Source organism: Limnobacter sp. CACIAM 66H1 (assembly GCF_001601825.1).
GTDB lineage: Bacteria > Pseudomonadota > Gammaproteobacteria > Burkholderiales > Burkholderiaceae_B > Limnobacter.
This window is the reverse complement of sequence record NZ_LUJK01000038.1, coordinates 1-17,149: the sequence shown is the minus strand read 5'-3', so window position 1 is coordinate 17,149 and position 17,149 is coordinate 1. Positions and strand designations below refer to the sequence as shown.

Here is a 17,149-nt window from a genome sequence, read left to right as displayed (position 1 = left end):
GAGCTTTTGCCTATTGTTTATGCAAACTAAATTAATAGAAAACTAAGTAACCCTTGGAGGACAGGATGTCATCGATCGAATCAGTGTCACATGAAACACGCGTGTTTCAGCCCAGTGCCGACTGGCAACGCAGTGCCGCAATTGGCGGTATGGACGCTTACAAAGCCTTGTGCAAAGAAGCTGAGACAGATTTTGAAGGTTTTTGGGCCCGCCTGGCCAAAGAAAACCTGCAGTTCGCAAAAGCCTACAACCAGGTATTGGATGAATCCAATCCACCGTTTTATAAGTGGTTCACCGGCGGTGAATTGAATGTCTCTGCAAATTGCCTGGACAAGAACGTGGATGCCGGCTTGGGCGACAAAGTTGCTCTGATTTTCGAAGCCGATGGCGGCGAAGTGACCAAGGTGACTTACAAGGAATTGCTGGCCAAGGTAAGCCGCATTGCCAACGGCCTGAAAAGCCTGGGCGTGAAGAAAGGCGATCGTGTGGTGATTTACATGCCCATGAGCGTGGAGGGTGTTGCGGCCATGCAAGCGTGCGCGCGTATCGGTGCAACCCACTCCGTGGTGTTTGGTGGTTTCTCTGCCAAGGCCTTGCAGGACCGTATCGTTGACACAGGTGCAGTCGCGGTATTTACCGCCGACCAGCAAGTGCGCGGTGGTAAGCAGTTGCCCCTGAAAGCGATTGTGGATGAAGCGCTGAGCATGGGTGGCTGCGACGCTGTGAAGAATGTCATTGTGTACAAGCGCACCGGTGCAGACGTAGGCATGCAGGCCGGCCGCGATGTGTATTTGCATGAACTCGCTGACAAGCAAAGCGATGTCTGCGCGCCTGAAATGGTGGATTCCGAGCACCCGCTGTTTATTCTCTACACTTCGGGCTCAACGGGTAAACCCAAGGGTGTGCAGCACAGTTCTGCTGGTTATTTGCTGTGGGCCATGCTCACCATGAAGTGGACTTTCGACATCAAGCCCAACGATGTGTTTTGGTGTACGGCCGACATTGGCTGGATTACCGGTCACACTTACATTACCTATGGCCCCTTGGCAGTAGGTGCTACTCAAATCGTGTTTGAGGGTGTGCCCACCTACCCGAATGCCGGTCGTTTCTGGGAAATGATTCAGCGCCACAGCGCTACCATTTTTTACACCGCACCCACAGCGATCCGTTCATTGATCAAAGCCTCCGAGGCTGATGAGAAAGTGCACCCAAAGAGCTACGACCTTTCCAGCCTTCGCTTGATGGGCTCAGTCGGCGAGCCGATCAACCCTGAAGCCTGGATGTGGTATTACAAGAATGTGGGTGGTGAAAAATGCCCAATCGTCGATACCTTCTGGCAAACCGAAACCGGTGGCCACATGATCACGCCATTGCCTGGTGCCACACCCTTGGTGCCTGGTTCATGCACATTGCCATTGCCCGGCATTATGGCGGCGGTGGTGGACGAGGTGGGTGGCGATTTGCCCAACGGCCAAGGTGGTATTTTGGTGGTGAAGCGCCCATGGCCTTCAATGATCCGTACTATCTGGGGTGACCCGGATCGTTTCAAGAAGAGTTATTTCCCTGAGGAACTGGGTGGCAAGTTGTACTTGGCCGGTGACGGCGCCGTACGCGACAAGGACAATGGCAATTTCACCATCATGGGTCGAATTGACGATGTGTTGAACGTGTCGGGACACCGCATGGGCACCATGGAAATTGAAAGCTCACTGGTGGCCAACGAATTGGTGGCCGAAGCCGCGGTGGTGGGGCGTCCTGACGATTTGACCGGCGAGGCGATTGTGGCCTTTGTGGTGTTGAAAGGCGATCGCCCCACCGGTGAAGCCGGGCAGAAACTTGCCATGGACTTGCGCAACTGGGTGGGCAAAGACATCGGCCCGATCGCCAAGCCCAAAGAAATTCGTTTTGGCGACAACCTGCCCAAAACACGGTCAGGCAAAATCATGCGCCGTTTGTTGCGCAGCCTGGCCAAAGGTGAGCAGATCACGCAAGACACCTCCACCCTGGAGAACCCGGCCATTCTGGACCAATTGGGCAAGCCGCTCTAATTGAAGCGGCCCCTTCCTTGAACCGGGAAGTGTTGGCAATCCTGAAAACCAGTTCCACCTCGGTGGACTGGTTTTTTTCGTTTGAAAGAATCAAGTCACCGGGAGATCCTTCATGAGTTTCACGCTCAGCCTGACCCGGTTTTTTTCAGTGCTTACTTTTGGCTTTTTGGTGTGCATCGCCGGCGCAGCCATTATGGAGGACTACGGCATAGGCCGGCAGTGGATCGGTTACTTCTTCATTTTCGTCACGCTGGGTGCTTATGCAGTGATCGGTTTGCTCAGCCGCACTTCGGACATGCATGAATATTTTGTGGCTTCACGCACTGTACCTTCGGTCTACAACGGCATGGCCACAGCGGCCGACTGGATGAGCGCAGCCTCCTTTCTGGGCGTGGCGGGCACCTTGTTCTACAGTGGTTTTGAAGCCTTGGCCTTGCTGGTGGGTTGGACTGGCGGTTTTGTGCTGATCGCCTTGCTGATTGCGCCCTACCTGCGCAAATTCGCTTTTTTCTCCGTGGGCGATTTTTTGGCTACCCGCTATGCCGGGCCTGACAAGGGCAGGGCGGTGCGATTGATCTGTGTGTTGGTCACTGTGAGCATTTCCTTTGTTTATGTGATTGCACAAATTTACGCGGTGGGTTTGATTACCTCGCGTTTTGCCGGTGTCGAGTTCGGAATCGGTGTGTTCTTTGGGCTTGCTGGCATTTTGGTGTGCTCATTTCTGGGCGGTATGCGGGCTGTGACCTGGACTGCGGTTGCGCAGTACATTGTCATGATTGTGGCCATGATGGTCAGCGTAGTGGCCTTGATCGGGTTTACCGGCAAAGGCGACACTGAGCGTTTTGTGGATGGTGGCCCCACTAGTTTTCCCGAGTATGTGCGGGCGCAGGAGCGCAAATTTTTTGCCGACCCTGCGGAAGCCGAAGTGCGCAGTGCGTACCTGCGGGAAGCGGATCGTTACCAGTTGTTGATTGATACCCTGCCTTCATCTTGGGCGGAAGGGTATGAGGCACGCCGTAAAAATCTCGAGTTGGCCCGCTACGATGGCTCAACATTTCAGGAAATCAAAGCAGCGGAGCGGGTGCTGACCAGTTACCCCAAAGACCCCCAAGATGCCAAACGCAAATGGAGTCAGGAAAAGCAGCGTTATCTGGACAAGGTGAGAGCCAGTGTGCCGCATTTTGGGTCGATCAAAGACGACTCAGGCTTGTCGAACACTGGTGCCTTGCTGAGCTTTCTGGCGGTGGCGTTCACGCTGATGTGTGGCACTGTGGCTTTGCCCCACATCATCATGCGGTTTTACACTACACCGAATGCCTCACAAACCCGGTGGTCGGTGGTGTTTGCCTTGGGTTGCATTCTGGTCATTTATCTCGCATCACCCTGGTTGAGTGTGATTGCCAAGGTGGTGGTGTACGAAAACCTGGTCGGATTGAGTTATAACGAGATTCCAAACTGGATCGCTGCGTGGTCCAGGGTAACACCAGGCCTGGCCACCTTGCAGGACGTGAATCAGGATGGTGTGGTGCAGTTTGCCGAAATTGGCTTGAGCCCCGACATTTTGGTGTTGATTACGCCAGAAATTGCGGGCATGCCGTTTTTTCTTTCAGGTTTGATTGCTGCCGGTGGCCTTGCTGCCGCATTGTCGACTGCCGATGGACTACTGCTTGCAATTGCAGGCAGTCTGTCGCACGACCTGTATTACCGGGTGCTTGACCCCGAGGCCACTGCACAGCGCAGGGTGACCATGTCGAAAATTGCGCTATTGAGCGCAGCGTTGATGGCTGCCTGGATCACCAGTTTGCAGCCAGGCAATATTGTGGTCTTGGTGGGCTCTGCATTTGCTTTGGCAGCCTCAAGCCTGTTTGTGCCACTAGTGGCCGGTATTTTCTGGAGCGGTGCCACACGCCGTGGGGCCTTGTGGGCCATGGGCACCGGGTTTCTCAGTTCAAGCCTTTGCCTTGCGCTGACCAATTCATCGTTCATGGCTTTGTTTAATCTGGATGCCGTGCAAATTGGGGGTTTGAGCGGCGTGGCCAGTGGTGTGTTTACTATTCCTTTAAGCGCCCTGGCCATGGTGGTTGCCTCCCTGTTAGGTGGGCGCAAAGACGAAGCACCCGCCGTAATGCGTGTGTTGCGACTGCCCGAATCGGAAGGAAAACTGTGATGCTGAGCGAATGCACTGGATACCCAAGGCGATTCTTTGCTATACTCTCGCGCTTACCGCGGAGAGATGGATGAGTGGTTTAAGTCGCACGCCTGGAAAGCGTGTATAGGTTAATAGCCTATCGGGGGTTCGAATCCCCCTCTCTCCGCCAGAAATTACAAAAAGCCCTGAACCGAGTTCAGGGCTTTTTTCATTTCCGGGCGGCAGAGAAGCAAAGTCCCTGCGGACTTTGCGTGGGGGATTCGAAGCTTTTCGCCTGTGAGCGAAAAGCCGGGAGAATCGACCGTGCAAGAGACGAACGTGAGTGAGGCTCGCGGCAGGGACGGGTTAAAATCGCGAACTAACGTCGACAGTTAGCAGCATTCAAACCAGGAGTACCCCCATGTCTACCACCCCCATCAAAATTCAGGTCTGGACCGATTTCGTGTGCCCGTTCTGCCTTCTCGGAGAGTCAATTATCGAGAAGGCCATCGAAGGCTTGAATGTCGAAGTAGAGTGGATGCCGTTCGAGCTTCGACCCTACCCAACACCCACCTTAAAGCCTGAGGATGAATACCTGCCGCGGGTGTGGAAGGCGTCGGTGTACCCCATGGCCGAGCGCCTGGGTGTGCCCATTCAACTGCCCACCGTTTCTCCTCAACCCTACACACGCAAAGCATTCTTGGGACTGCAATATGCGAAGCAACAGGGGAAGGGCAACGAATACACGACCGCTGTGATGAAGGCGTTTTTTCAGCAAAACCTGAACATTGGTGAAGATCAGGTACTGAAAAACATTCTTGCAAACTTGGGATTGAATCCGGTCGGACTCGATGAGTTCGTCAGCTCGCCCCAAGCCAATGCGCAGCACGATTCTGATTTGCAATATGCAAAACAGCTTGGCATTCAGGCGGTGCCGTCGCTGGCGGTAGGCGAACAGTTTTTCTCGGGTGTGCCCAGTGTGCAGTCCCTGCGGGATGCAATTCAGCGCGAGAGGTAATTGCCTGTCCTAGGGATACTGCGGGTTTTCCGCGCATGTGTGCACGGGTTATTCTGTGAGCAAATATTGCATCCACCTAGAAGGCTTTCATGAATTTATTCTCCAAGCTTCAGCAGCGTGCTGCTGAGGGCAAACCCCTGCGTGTCGGCATGATCGGCGCGGGCAAGTTTGGCTCCATGTATCTTTCTCAAATACCGCGTACGCCCGGCATTCACATGGTGGGCATTGCTGACTTGTCCCCGGCACGGGCGAGAGAGGCACTTCAAAATGTGGGCTGGAAAGAAGAGAGCTATGCGGCCAACTCCTTGGAGCAAGCCGCCAAACAAGGCAACACCGCGATTATTGACGACGGCATGAAGCTGATTGAATCGCCTTTTGTCGACATCATCATCGACTCCACGGGCAACCCTGCGGTGGGCATTGCCCATGTGCTGGCCTGTTGTGAATTTAAAAAACACATTGTGATGGTCAATGTGGAGGCCGACGCACTTGCAGGCCCCTTGCTGAAACGCAAGGCCGATGAAGCTGGCATTGTTTACTCACTGGCTTATGGCGACCAGCCTGCACTGATTTTTGAAATGGTGGATTGGGCGCGGGCCGCTGGTTTTTCTGTCGTGGCCGCGGGCAAAGGCACCAAGTACCTGCCCACTTATCATGAAAGCACGCCTGACACCGTGTGGAACCACTATGGTTTAACGGCGGAAGACGCAGCCAAAGGTGGCATGAACGCGCAAATGTTCAACAGCTTTCTGGATGGCACCAAAAGCGCGATTGAAATGGCAGCCGTGGCCAATGCCACAGGCCTTGCAGCCCCCAGTGGCCTGAAGTTTCCGGCAGTGGGTGTGGATGATTTGGCGCGAATCTTGAAGCCACGTGAACACGGCGGCATTCTGGACCAACGCGGGCAAGTGGAGGTCATCTCCAGTGTTGAGCGTGACACACGCCCGGTGTTTCGCGACCTGCGTTGGGGCGTGTACGTGACCTTCTCTGCAGACAGCGAATACGTGGCCCGCTGCTTCAAGGAATACGGCTTGATCACCGATCCAAGTGGGCAGTACTCCAGCATGTACAAACCCTTTCACTTGATTGGTCTGGAATTGGGAATTTCGGTGGCGTCCATCGGTATTCGCGGCGAAGCCACTGGCGCTCCCATTTGCTGGCATGGTGATGTGGTGGCCACTGCCAAGCGTGATTTAAAGGCGGGTGAATTGCTGGACGGTGAGGGTGGTTACACCGTGTACGGCAAGCTGATGCCTGCACAGGAATCGCTGGCCTTGGGTGGATTGCCTTTGGGCTTGGCACATGGTGTGAAATTGCTCAAACCCGTGAAAGCCGGACAAGCCGTGAGCTGGAATGATGTGGCCTTTGATGCCAATTCCACGGCGGTGAAGTTTCGCCGTGAAATGGAGCAATCGTTTTAGAGAGGTTTGGCGAAGTCAGCGTTGGCGGGCGCCTGGCCCGGCTTGTTCAAAGCCACGCGGATCTCGTTTTGGTATTGCCACATGGCGCCAGTGATCATGTCGGTGATGCCCAAATCAATAAATGCACCACCGGCCACGCCGGCGGTGCTCGCACTGCTGACCAGGCGAATTGTTTTGTCTTCATAGCCGGGCGCCTTGCAGGCCACGATGATGTCGTCCTTGTCTTTGCCCACCGTGATGCTGTTCTCTTTTCCGGTCACTACTCCAAGTTCGCCTTCGCCGTCCCTGCTCAAGGTACACACGGTTTGCTGGGGCTCCATTTTAAAAATAAGCGTTTGACTGGTGCCTTGAGTAATCGAAGCGCAACCTGTGCAAAGAACGGCAGCCATTAAACCGAATTGACGAATCCCCATAGTCCCCTCGCATGGTGTTGTTGATTGAACACCATGCTAGGCATGTTATTGCTCTACGCCAATCTGCTGAATGTTGTAATCAAATTGACTACTCTGTTTATAGGATATATCCCGTAAGGCGAAGGGTTTAAATTGCTTCAACAAGTTCAAAGACATGGGGGGAGAACAAGCGATGGCGACAATACTTCGGGGGTTTTGTACATCATTGGCGGTGGCCGGAATTTTGGCAGTGAGCCTGAGTGTGGGGGGATGCGGTGCCTTGAACAGCATGGGTGATGCCGTGGGTCATGGCATTGCTTCGCGAATGCTGGCCAAGCATGTCGGCCAACCTTATGGGCCTATCCAATATGATTCCAGATACGGAAAATTCATTGGTGAAGAAAAACTTGCCAACGGCATGGTGGTAAAAAAGCACTTCACTGACCGCATGGACAATGACGCAATCATTGATGATTCCCGCGAAGGAATCGGATTCGACAGCAAGAAACGCATGGCTACGTATTTCCTGGTCGACAAGAAAGGTATCGTGCAGGATTGGGCTTTTGGTTACGTCACTGTGGGTACAGGATTCTCACTGGGCATGGTCAGCCTGACTGAAGCGTTCAACTCCAAAGACCGTGACGTGTACATGGATGAGGTGGACAGCGTAGTGCGCACCAAGAATGACGAGCCCTACACCGTCTGGAAAAACGCAAAAAGCTGATTTACTTGGCGAATATTTGATCCATGTTGGCGAATGCCTTGAATTCAAGCGCATTGCCACATGGGTCCATGAAGAACATGGTGGCTTGTTCGCCCACTTGGCCTTTGAATCGAATATAGGGTTCGATCACGAACTTGGTGCCCGCAGCCTTCAGCCGGTCGGCCAGTTCGGTCCACTGATCCATGGTTAAAATCACGCCGAAATGCTTGGCAGGCACGGCATGGCCGTCCACACTGCTGTTGGCTTTGCAGCCTACTTCTTCGGGTGCCAAATGCGCCACAAGTTGATGACCATAAAAGTTGAAGTCCACCCAGTGTGGTGCACTGCGGCCTTCTTCACAGCCAATCACCTCGCCATAAAACTTGCGGGCCACTTCGATGTCGGTGACCGGGAATGCAAGGTGGAAGGGCTGAAGTGTGCTGTGTTTGGCTTGGGCTGTGGACATGTGCGTTACCAGTATATGTGCGATTGATCGTCTACACACTATAGGGTTGTTCGGGTTTCCCAGCCAATCGTGGAAACCCGAATATTACTGACATGCCATGGGTTGGTTAAGGCGTCACAATGTTGAAGTTCCCCGTTGCTTTCTCCAGCATTCCAAAAAATTGCCCCAGTTTGATGGTGCTGCCATCAATTTTGGTTTGATCCGAAAACAGCAAATCAGTCGCTCCCGCCTCACCGGTCATCATGTTCAAAAAGAATGGTTTGCTGAGTGTAAGTGTTGCTACTGAATTGTCTTCCGGCTTGCCAGCACGGTGATGTAATACGCTGTTGTTGATTCGAAGCACATAGCTTTCCCGTGTGTCGGAAAACACCAGGTTGATTTGAATGTCTTCCCCTTCCGCTTTGTCGCTGTTCAGCGCAGCGGCCATGGCTTCCAGAAAGCGCTCGGTGGGGGTGTGTTTCAGCATGTCGAGAAAGGCTGTGCGTTGAAACCCTTCGGCGTAGCCCCCTTGGCGCAGCTCCAGTGCACCGGTCAAGTAAAAGTTACGCCACGGCGCCGATTCTGCCATGTAGCCCATCTGGTCGAAACTCGTGGCCAGCAAGGCCTTGGCGCGTGCATTTTCAGGATCGGCATACACTGCATGTTTCAGCAATTCAGCAGCCCAGCGATATTCACCTTTGTTCACGGCGTCTTCTGCTTTGTTCAGCAAGGCCTCCATGCCGCCTGCCACATCCACATACCGCTTTGCCGCTTCAACCGGGGGCAAGGGGTTCAGGTTGGCAGGGTTTGCATCAAACCAGCCCATGTAAAACTGGTACACCGCTTTCACATTGTGTGACACGGTGCCGTAGTAGCCGCGCCCACTCAGAAAGTTATTCAACGCAGGTGGCATTTGAACCTTCTCTGCAATTTCCATGGAGGTGTAGCCCGCATTCATGTGCCGCACAGTCTGGTCATGAATGAACCGGTACACATCGCGTTGTTTTTCCATGAAGCTGCGCACATTGTCGGCTCCCCACACAGGCCAGTTGTGCTGGTGAAACATCACTTCGGCATCGCCTGCGTAGGCAATGGCTTCATCCATGTAACTGGCCCACTTCAATGCATCGCGTACTTTGGCGCCACGTGGGGTGTACAGGTTGTGCAAGGTGTGGCCAAACAGTTCTGCACTGCCAAAGGCTTTCAGGCTCGGAAGGTAAAACACGAACTCGGAGGGCGCTTCACTGCCGGGGACGTTGCGGAACATGAATTCAAGGCCGTCGAGCACGTGGGTTTCTTTTGCCTCTTTCACCACCAGCGTAGGCTGTAGTATGCCCACCTTGCCGTAGGCCACGGCCTTGCCCAAGCCGTTGTCAATCAAACCTTCCGGGCTGCGGGGGAGGCGTTTTCCGTACATGTAGATTGACCTTCGTGCCATGGCCATGCCCACCAGCAGGTTTTCGCTGGTGGCTTCCTCCATAAAGCCGATGGGGGCAACTACAGGAACATTGCGAGCAGCCACGTCCTCGGCACTGAGCACACCCAGTGCACCCCCAAAATGATCCACGTGGCTGTGGGTAAATACAATGGCGGTCACTGGCTTGTCGCCCAGGTGTTTGCGCGCAAAAGCCATGGCGGCGCGCGCTGTTTCCTCGCTGGTCAGAACGTCCACCACAATCCAGCCGGTGTCGCCTTCAATCAAGGTCATGTTCGACAGGTCAAAGCCGCGCAACTGGTAAATGCGGTCAGCCACCTTGTAAAGGCCAATTTGATTGTTCAGGCTGGCCTGCCGCCACAGGCTGGGGTTCACGGTGCTCGGGGCGTTGCCTTCGATGAAATTGAATTCGTCGTAATCCCAAATGACTTCGCCGGCATCGTTGAGCACTTTGCCTGTGGGCTTCGCGATTAAACCTTTGCGCGCATCGGCGTTGTTGGCTGGGTCTGCAAGGTCGGTGTTTTTGGCCACTTCAGCGTGAAAAGCCTGTGTGAAAGGGCTTGCCGCACTGTTGGGATCGACTGCGGTTGGGGTTTTTGAACAGGCTGCCATCAAGGCAGACGTACCCATCACAAGGGCAGCCAAGACCAGGTTTGTTTTCATGCTGTCTCCGGAATATTTTTTGATTTTCCTTATTACAGCACAAAAGTGGCATTAAGCGTGCCAGTAATTCAGTGGATCGCCGGTGGTGACGATCAACTGAAAAACTTGTTGATCACCGTGACAACAAACACAGTGGCCAGAATCAACGGAATCCAGAATGCAATTGCAAAGTGGGTGTAGCGCTCAAGCCAACCGCTGGCACCATGTTGATTGCTGGTCAGCATTTCAGCAGTCATATTGTGGCGTTTCCATTGCCACACCACCAGCAGGCAAATCAGCAAACCGTTGAATGGCAAAATGGTGTCGTAAAACACGTCAACCAACACGTCAAAAAGCGATTTGTTGGCACCGGAATAAAAAGCGAAATCGCTGAGCCATTTCACTTGCCCAAAAGACAAGGCGCTGAACATGGCGCCTATCGATACAGCCGCAATAACAATCCCAAGCGCTGTATTGCGGGTTTTCTTGCCCTCGGCTTTCAGGGCCGCCACTGGCACCTCAATAATCGACACCAGCGAGGTAATGGCGGCTACGAACGCCAACAGGAAGAATGTGGCTGCGATGAGGCTGGACATGGCATATCCGAATTTCGGCACCATGGCCATGAAAATGTTCGGGAAAAACGAGAAGATTAAGCCCACCGAAGAATCGCTCAGTTCGCTGGGGTTGGTGTTGGGGTAAATGGCGAAAATTGCGGGCAGGGTCATCAAGCCGGCCACCAGTGCCACGCCAGTGTCGGTGCAGGCCAGCATTTTGGCTGACTGCACCAGATTGTCTTGTTTGCGCAAATACGAACCATAAGTAATCAAAATACCCATGCCCAGCGACAGCGAAAAGAATGCTTGCGACAAGGCACCGTTGACCACACTCCATGTAATGCGGTCCAGTTGCGGTGTGAAATAAAACTTCAAACCGGCAGTGGCGTTGGGCAAGGTGAGTACAAATACCGCCAGGCCAATCAGCATGATGAATAGCATGGGCATGAGCACACGCGACGCTTTTTCAATACCATCGCGCACCCCACCTTTGAGCACAACAATGACCATGCCAATGACCGCCGCAAGGCAGGCAAATATCCAGGGGCTGGTGATAAAGCCGCCAAAATAAACAGGGGTGGCCAATTGGTCCAGTTGACCCATCAGTACCAGCAGGAAATAGCCCAGCAACCACACCGTGAGCACGCTGTAAAACACGGCAATCATGAATGGTGTGATCAATGACAAAGCACCAGCCAGCACCCAGGCTTTGTTGTTTCTGGAAACCTGCCTGAATGCTCCCAAAGGGTTTTGGTTGGTGGCGCGGCCCAAACTAAGCTCGGCGAGAATCAGCGGCAGGCAAATGGCGATGACGAAAAAAATGTACAGTAACAGGAATGCACCGCCACCATTTTTGGCTGCGGCCACAGGAAAGCCCACCAAATTACCAATGCCCACGGCTGAACCGGCTGCGGCCAGCACAAAGCCGATCTTGGATGAGAACTGGTCTGGGTTGTTTTGCATGGTGGCGACGTTTCCTGAATACAAAAGGACAAAAAATTGGGATTGTTAGCCAAATTATACGACCGACACGTACTGCCTACTTTGCTTGATTTCGCCTGCGGCATGAAAGCCATCAACAGGCAACGCCAGAAAGTGGTACCCAAAGCCACAGGGCTGGTGCTTGAAATTGGTATCGGTACCGGGTTGAACATGCGCCACTATGACGCTGGCAAAGTTGAAAAAATCATTGGTCTGGACCCTGCCATGCAAATGCATCGTCTGGCAAAAAAACGCATCGACCAAACCGGCTTGAGCGTAGAGCTTATGGGGTTGCCCGCCGAGAAAATTCCACTGCCCGATGCAAGTATCGACACCATCGTCATGACCTACACCCTGTGTACCATTCCAGAGCCCGTGCAAGCCTTGAAGGAAATGCGCAGAGTGTTAAAGCCGGGCGGTAAGTTGCTGTTTTGCGAGCATGGCGCGGCACCGGATGAGAAAGTGCGCAACACCCAGAATCGTTTGCAACCCGTGTGGGGAAAACTGGCGGGAGGTTGTCACTTGAACCGGGACATTCCCGCTTTGCTCAGGGAAGGCGGGTTTTTGGTGGATGACATTGAAACCATGTATGTGCCCGGCCCCAGGGCGTTCACGTACAACTACTGGGGCCAGGCGTACTGCGAAGCCGCTTGATCTTTTGAATCAGGCTTGCAGCGTGGCCGGGTAACCGGCCTGGCTGACAATCGTGGCCAAGGTGTGTCCGTCCAGACGAGAATCAATTTCTACCTGTTTATTGGCGACATCGACCTGCACCTGTGCCTGTGGGTCTTTGGCCAATACAGCCTGCTTCACATTGGCGGCACATCCGCCGCATTTCACTTTTTCTACACTCAAGGTAATCATGTTTTGCACTCCAGTTGGGGTTAAACGCAATTCTAATGCATGTACTTTACCGGGCAATCGCCATGGCGGTGTCATGAAGACTCTCCCATTGAATTGAACACATGGGTATCCTGAAGCTTCCAATCATGGTAAGGTCAATGCATTGACCTTGACATGGTGTTAAGGTTGAAAATGCTTCCATCACACCATGGAGAGCAAGCATGAATTCCAACCCGTCCAATACCATCGACATTGCTGTGGGCGGCATGAGCTGCGCCTCATGCTCCAGCGCTGTCGAAAAAGCATTGTTGGCTACACCTGGCGTCATTAGCGCAACGGTGAACCTGGCCACCGAGAAGGCCCGCGTGCAACTGGCCAAACCCGATCTGTTGCAGAATGCGATCGAGGCCGTTCAAAAGGCAGGCTATGACGCAGAGCCCGTTAAAACCGATTTACCAGCAGGTCAGAGTGGCCAGCAACCCGCTGCAATCACCCAAAAAGCGGATACAGAAGGGCAAATGGTGTTGTGGGGGGCATTGCTCACTTTGCCCTTGGTGTTGCCCATGGCAGGAATGCTGTTTGGCAAGCACTACATGTTGCCTGGCTGGATACAACTGCTTTTGGCCAGCCCTGTGCAATTTTGGTTGGGCGCCCGTTTTTATCGGGGAGCATTGAAAGCAATTCAAAACCGCACGGGCAACATGGACCTTCTGGTGGCCATTGGTACTTCTGCGGCATTTGGTTTGTCGGCTTACATGTTGGGCGAGGGCAACCCGCATTTGTATTTCGAGGCGTCTGCCGCAGTGATCACCTTGGTGATGTTGGGCAAGTGGCTGGAGGCACGCGCCAAACGGCAAACCACTGCAGCGATTGCTGCGTTGCAAGCCTTGCGGCCCGACACCGCCACAGTGATTCAGAACGGGCACGAAAAAGTGTTGCCGATTGCCAGTGTGGCGGTGGGCATGCAGGTGGTGGTGAAGCCCGGTGAGCGAATTCCGCTGGATGGCCGTGTGCTGGAAGGCGAAGGCCATGTGGATGAGGCCCTGATTACCGGGGAAAGCCAGGCGGTTGAGAAATCTCCGGGTAGCCTGGTGACCGGCGGTGCTGTGAACCTGGATGGGCGCTTGTTGATTGAAGTGAGCGCTGTGGGTGCTGAAACCACGCTGGCCAAAATTATTCGCCTCGTCGAAGACGCGCAAGCAGCCAAACCTGACATTCAAAAGCTGGTGGACAAGGTGAGCGCCGTGTTTGTACCCGTGGTTTTGGTGATTGCAGCGCTGACTTTGGTGTATTGGGTGTTTTTGGCTGACGGTGGCAACCTGGAGTTGGCCATTGTGAATGCGGTGGCTGTGTTGGTGATTGCATGCCCTTGCGCCTTGGGTTTGGCCACACCTACTGCAATCATGGCAGGCACGGGCGTGGCGGCGCGCCATGGAATTCTGATTAAAGATGCTCAGGCGCTGGAGCTTGCCCATCGCATCAACACGGTTGTGTTTGATAAAACCGGCACCTTGACTGAGGGCAAGCCATCTGTGGGTGCAGCCGTGCCGTTTGACAGCAATAGCCTGCACAGCTTTCTTGCCAAGGCAGCAGCTGTTGAAGCGGGCAGCGCTCACCCGCTGGCCTCAGCAGTGCTGGCTTATGCGCAAGGGCAGGGCGTTCAATGGCCTGGGGTAAGCCAATTGCAGGACCAGCCCGGGCGTGGTGTCAGTGGCATGGTGAATGGCACACGTGTGTATGTAGGTACTGCGCGATGGATGCGTGAACTGGGCGTGCCGGAATCGGCGTTGAGTGCGGTGAACCAAGCCTTGCCAGACAACGCACCCACCCATGCCTGGGTTGCTGAAGACCAGCAAGGTGAAGTGTCCTTGCTGGGGGCCTTGGGTTTTGGTGATGCTTTGAAAGCAGGCGCTTTTGCAGCTGTACAAAATTTGACCAATTTGCAGGTGAAATCTGTGTTGTTGACAGGCGACTCCAGGGCGAGTGCCCAACGCGTTGCCCAGGCGCTGGGTATTTCGGAGGTGCAGGCTGAACAATTGCCGCACAACAAGAGCGAGGCAGTGGCCCATTATCGCCAGCAGGGCCAGGTGGTGGCCATGGTGGGCGATGGAATCAACGATGCGCCTGCGCTCGCAGCTGCGGATGTCAGTTTTGCAATGTCCAGTGGCACAGAGGTGGCCATGCATGCAGCCGACATCACGCTGATGCGACCCGACCCTGCCTTGGTGGCTCAAACCATTGATATTTCGAGACGCACGTACAACAAGATCAAACAAAATCTGTTTTGGGCTTTTGTGTACAACGCAGTAGGAATACCCTTGGCCGCGATGGGACTGCTTAACCCGGTGGTCGCAGGCGCAGCCATGGCTTTGAGTTCAGTCAGTGTGGTCAGTAACGCTCTGTTGTTGACTCGCTGGAAACCCAAACTATTGAAACCTGAAACAGTGGAGTTGTGAACATGTACGCAGAATGGACACGCAAAGATTGGTTCACGATTGGCGAAGCCGCCATGGAATCCGGGATCACCGCAAAAATGATTCGGCATTATGAAATGGTGGGTTTATTGCCCGAGGCCAACCGCACCGAGGCTGGTTATCGTTTGTACAACAGCCGCGATTTGCACTTGCTGCGCTTTATCCGGCACTCACGTGACCTTGGTTTTTCGATCAAGCAGATTGAGGAATTGCTTGGCCTGTGGCAAGACAAAACGCGCCCAAGCAGGGAGGTCAAAAAACTTGCGCAATCACACTTGAATGCACTGGAAGCGAAAATTCGCGAATTGAATGCAATGAAGGCCGAACTGGAACGCCTGGTTCACTGTTGCAAAGGTGATTCCCGACCCGACTGCCCGATACTCGAGGGACTGGCGGCGGACTGATTAATGATGACCGGACACGACCGCGGTATGGCCCGATTCAGTTTTGCTGACTGTGACTGGAAGACCGTATAGCGCGCTCAAGGTCTCCGAGGTGATTACCTGATGGGCGGGGCCAAGCGCAAGCACGGTACGCCCTTTCAGCAAGCAAGCAGTCGCATTGACTCCCAAGGCATCTTGCGGGTTGTGCGTGCTCAGCACCACACTTTTTCCGGCGGCTGCAAGCGATGCCAGCGTGCGCATCACCCTGGCAGCATTGGCAAAGTCGAGATTGGCGGTGGGTTCATCGAGAACCAGTGTTTGTGCACCCTGGCACAATGCACGCGCTATCAGCACCAGTTGTTGTTGCCCGCCGGAAAGCAGATTGAAATCTCGTTGTTTCAATTCACTGATGCCCAATTGTTCCAGTGCATGGTGCACCGCTTGGTGGTCGGCCTGTGTGGGGCCACCGAACAAACCCCAGTGCGTGGTTCGACCCATCAACACGGTATCCCACACAGAAAACCCGAGATTGTTGGCATGGCTTTGGGGTACATACGCCAAATGTTGCGCAAGTTCCCGCGTAGTCAGTGGTTGCAGCGGGGTGTTGTTGACCAGCACCCGCCCTGCGCAAGGTGGGATCAGGTTCAGCAGCGTTTTGATCAGTGTGCTTTTGCCGCTTCCGTTGGGGCCTAGCAGGCAAAGTATTTCACCTTGTTTCAACTCCAGGTCAATGTGCTCAACCACCGCACAGCCCCCGTGGCCTACTGACAGGTTTTCGGTTTTCAGGCTCATGAACTGGCTCCCGCGCGCCGCAGCAGCAACCCTAAAAAGAAAGGCGCACCTACCAGGGCAGTGAGAATACCCAACGGTATTTCAAGATCGCCTGCGCTGCGCGAGGCCGTGTCCACCAACAACAAAAACAACGCACCCATAACGATGGACATGGGCAACAGACGAGCAAGGCTTGGACCCACCAGCAGGCGTGCTGCGTGGGGAATCAACAAACCGATCCAGCCGATGACGCCAGCCACGGCAACTACGGCGCTGGTCATGATGGTGGCAAGCGCAATCACGGCAATTCGAAGGGGTTTGACAGGCACTCCCAAGGCGTTCGCCTCAGCTTCGGGCAGGCTCAGCACATTCAGACGCCAGCGCAGCAAATACAGCACCGAGCAGGCCACCAGCACCACCGGCGCTACCACCCCAACTTGCGCCATGTGCATGCCGCTTAAGCTGCCCAGCAACCAGAAGGTAATGGCTGGCAATTGATCGTAAGGGTCGGCGAGAATTTTCAGTAATGAAGTGATTGCCCCAGCCAGTGCACCCAGCACCACACCAGTCAACACCAGTACCAGGGTTCTGTCAGCGTGTTGAATCGCTTTGCCCAGTGCAATCACCAAGGCCACTGCGGCAATGCCACCCGCAAATGCGAGGCTTTGCACACCCAGGCTGGGCAGGCCCAGAAACAAACCCAACACGGCACCCAGCCCAGCGCCCGAGGACACACCCAAAATATCGGGCGACACCAGCGGGTTTCGAAACAGCAGCTGATAGGCCGTACCTGCTGCCGCCAATGCAGCGCCCACTAAAATGGCACCGAGCGTGCGGGGTAGCCGAATGTCTTGAACCACTTGCACTGCGATTGGTTCGCCGGTACCCCACAAGGCACACAGGGGATA

15 protein-coding genes and 1 tRNA gene are annotated in these 17,149 nt (G+C 54.3%); 9 read left to right on the top strand and 7 right to left on the bottom strand.

Annotated elements, in window-relative coordinates:
- Window positions 1-65 precede the first annotated feature (65 nt).
- The 5 genes from acs to A0129_RS11250 all read left to right on the top strand — a co-directional run bounded on the left by acs (window position 66) and on the right by A0129_RS11250 (window position 6,615).
- Window positions 66-2,048: an acetate--CoA ligase gene (gene acs / locus A0129_RS11270; RefSeq protein WP_291715039.1), complete on the top strand. Its 1,983-nt coding sequence runs from the start codon at window positions 66-68 to the stop codon at window positions 2,046-2,048.
- 112 nt (window positions 2,049-2,160) lie between these two features.
- The gene (locus A0129_RS11265; RefSeq protein WP_291715038.1) at window positions 2,161-4,215 is read left to right on the top strand and encodes a VC_2705 family sodium/solute symporter; all 2,055 of its coding nucleotides are present in this window, start codon (window positions 2,161-2,163) and stop codon (window positions 4,213-4,215) included.
- Between the two features lie 60 nt (window positions 4,216-4,275).
- A tRNA-Ser gene (locus tag A0129_RS11260) sits at window positions 4,276-4,366 on the top strand.
- A gap of 231 nt (window positions 4,367-4,597) precedes the next feature.
- The gene (locus tag A0129_RS11255) at window positions 4,598-5,194 is read left to right on the top strand and encodes a DsbA family oxidoreductase (protein ID WP_291715035.1); all 597 of its coding nucleotides are present in this window, start codon (window positions 4,598-4,600) and stop codon (window positions 5,192-5,194) included.
- 89 nt (window positions 5,195-5,283) lie between these two features.
- The gene (locus tag A0129_RS11250) at window positions 5,284-6,615 is read left to right on the top strand and encodes an SAF domain-containing protein (RefSeq protein ID WP_291715033.1); all 1,332 of its coding nucleotides are present in this window, start codon (window positions 5,284-5,286) and stop codon (window positions 6,613-6,615) included.
- Here the strand turns inward: A0129_RS11250 and A0129_RS11245 are convergent.
- A complete protein-coding gene (locus A0129_RS11245; RefSeq protein ID WP_291715031.1) occupies window positions 6,612-7,028 on the bottom strand; it encodes a hypothetical protein in 417 nt (138 codons plus the stop codon). The genes A0129_RS11250 and A0129_RS11245 overlap by 4 nt on opposite strands.
- A gap of 172 nt (window positions 7,029-7,200) precedes the next feature.
- On the opposite strand from A0129_RS11245, the gene A0129_RS11240 reads away from it, so the two are divergent.
- Window positions 7,201-7,731 carry a hypothetical protein gene (locus A0129_RS11240; protein WP_291715029.1) on the top strand — a complete coding sequence of 177 codons (531 nt, stop codon included), beginning with the start codon at window positions 7,201-7,203 and terminating at the stop codon, window positions 7,729-7,731.
- A 1-nt stretch (window position 7,732) separates the two neighbouring features.
- Here the strand turns inward: A0129_RS11240 and A0129_RS11235 are convergent, their stop codons facing one another.
- From A0129_RS11235 to A0129_RS11225, 3 genes are all read right to left on the bottom strand, one after another.
- The gene (locus tag A0129_RS11235) at window positions 7,733-8,176 is read right to left on the bottom strand and encodes a VOC family protein (protein WP_291715027.1); all 444 of its coding nucleotides are present in this window, start codon (window positions 8,174-8,176) and stop codon (window positions 7,733-7,735) included.
- A gap of 106 nt (window positions 8,177-8,282) precedes the next feature.
- Window positions 8,283-10,253 carry an alkyl sulfatase dimerization domain-containing protein gene (locus A0129_RS11230; RefSeq protein ID WP_291715025.1) on the bottom strand — a complete coding sequence of 657 codons (1,971 nt, stop codon included), beginning with the start codon at window positions 10,251-10,253 and terminating at the stop codon, window positions 8,283-8,285.
- A 92-nt stretch (window positions 10,254-10,345) separates the two neighbouring features.
- Window positions 10,346-11,752, bottom strand: coding sequence for a sodium-dependent transporter (locus A0129_RS11225; protein ID WP_291715023.1), 1,407 nt, complete (start codon window positions 11,750-11,752; stop codon window positions 10,346-10,348).
- A gap of 42 nt (window positions 11,753-11,794) precedes the next feature.
- On the opposite strand from A0129_RS11225, the gene A0129_RS11220 reads away from it, so the two are divergent.
- Entirely contained in the window at window positions 11,795-12,424 is a 630-nt protein-coding gene (locus A0129_RS11220) for a class I SAM-dependent methyltransferase (protein ID WP_291715021.1), read from the top strand.
- A gap of 9 nt (window positions 12,425-12,433) precedes the next feature.
- Here A0129_RS11220 and A0129_RS11215 read toward each other — a convergent pair whose 3' ends face one another.
- The gene (locus A0129_RS11215; RefSeq protein ID WP_105029916.1) at window positions 12,434-12,634 is read right to left on the bottom strand and encodes a heavy-metal-associated domain-containing protein; all 201 of its coding nucleotides are present in this window, start codon (window positions 12,632-12,634) and stop codon (window positions 12,434-12,436) included.
- 200 nt (window positions 12,635-12,834) lie between these two features.
- Here A0129_RS11215 and A0129_RS11210 point away from each other — a divergent pair, with 200 nt between their 5' ends.
- Both A0129_RS11210 and cueR read left to right on the top strand, forming a co-directional pair.
- Complete coding sequence (locus A0129_RS11210; protein ID WP_291715019.1) at window positions 12,835-15,069, top strand: cation-translocating P-type ATPase; 2,235 nt, start codon at window positions 12,835-12,837, stop codon at window positions 15,067-15,069.
- A gap of 2 nt (window positions 15,070-15,071) precedes the next feature.
- Window positions 15,072-15,491: a Cu(I)-responsive transcriptional regulator gene (cueR, locus tag A0129_RS11205; RefSeq protein WP_291715017.1), complete on the top strand. Its 420-nt coding sequence runs from the start codon at window positions 15,072-15,074 to the stop codon at window positions 15,489-15,491.
- On the opposite strand, the gene A0129_RS11200 is transcribed toward cueR, so the two are convergent.
- Both A0129_RS11200 and A0129_RS11195 read right to left on the bottom strand, forming a co-directional pair.
- A complete protein-coding gene (locus tag A0129_RS11200; RefSeq protein WP_291715015.1) occupies window positions 15,492-16,262 on the bottom strand; it encodes an ABC transporter ATP-binding protein in 771 nt (256 codons plus the stop codon).
- Window positions 16,259-17,149, bottom strand: an 891-nt coding sequence (locus tag A0129_RS11195) for an iron ABC transporter permease (RefSeq protein WP_291715013.1), incomplete at its 5' end; no start/stop codon positions are given. The genes A0129_RS11200 and A0129_RS11195, both read right to left, overlap by 4 nt.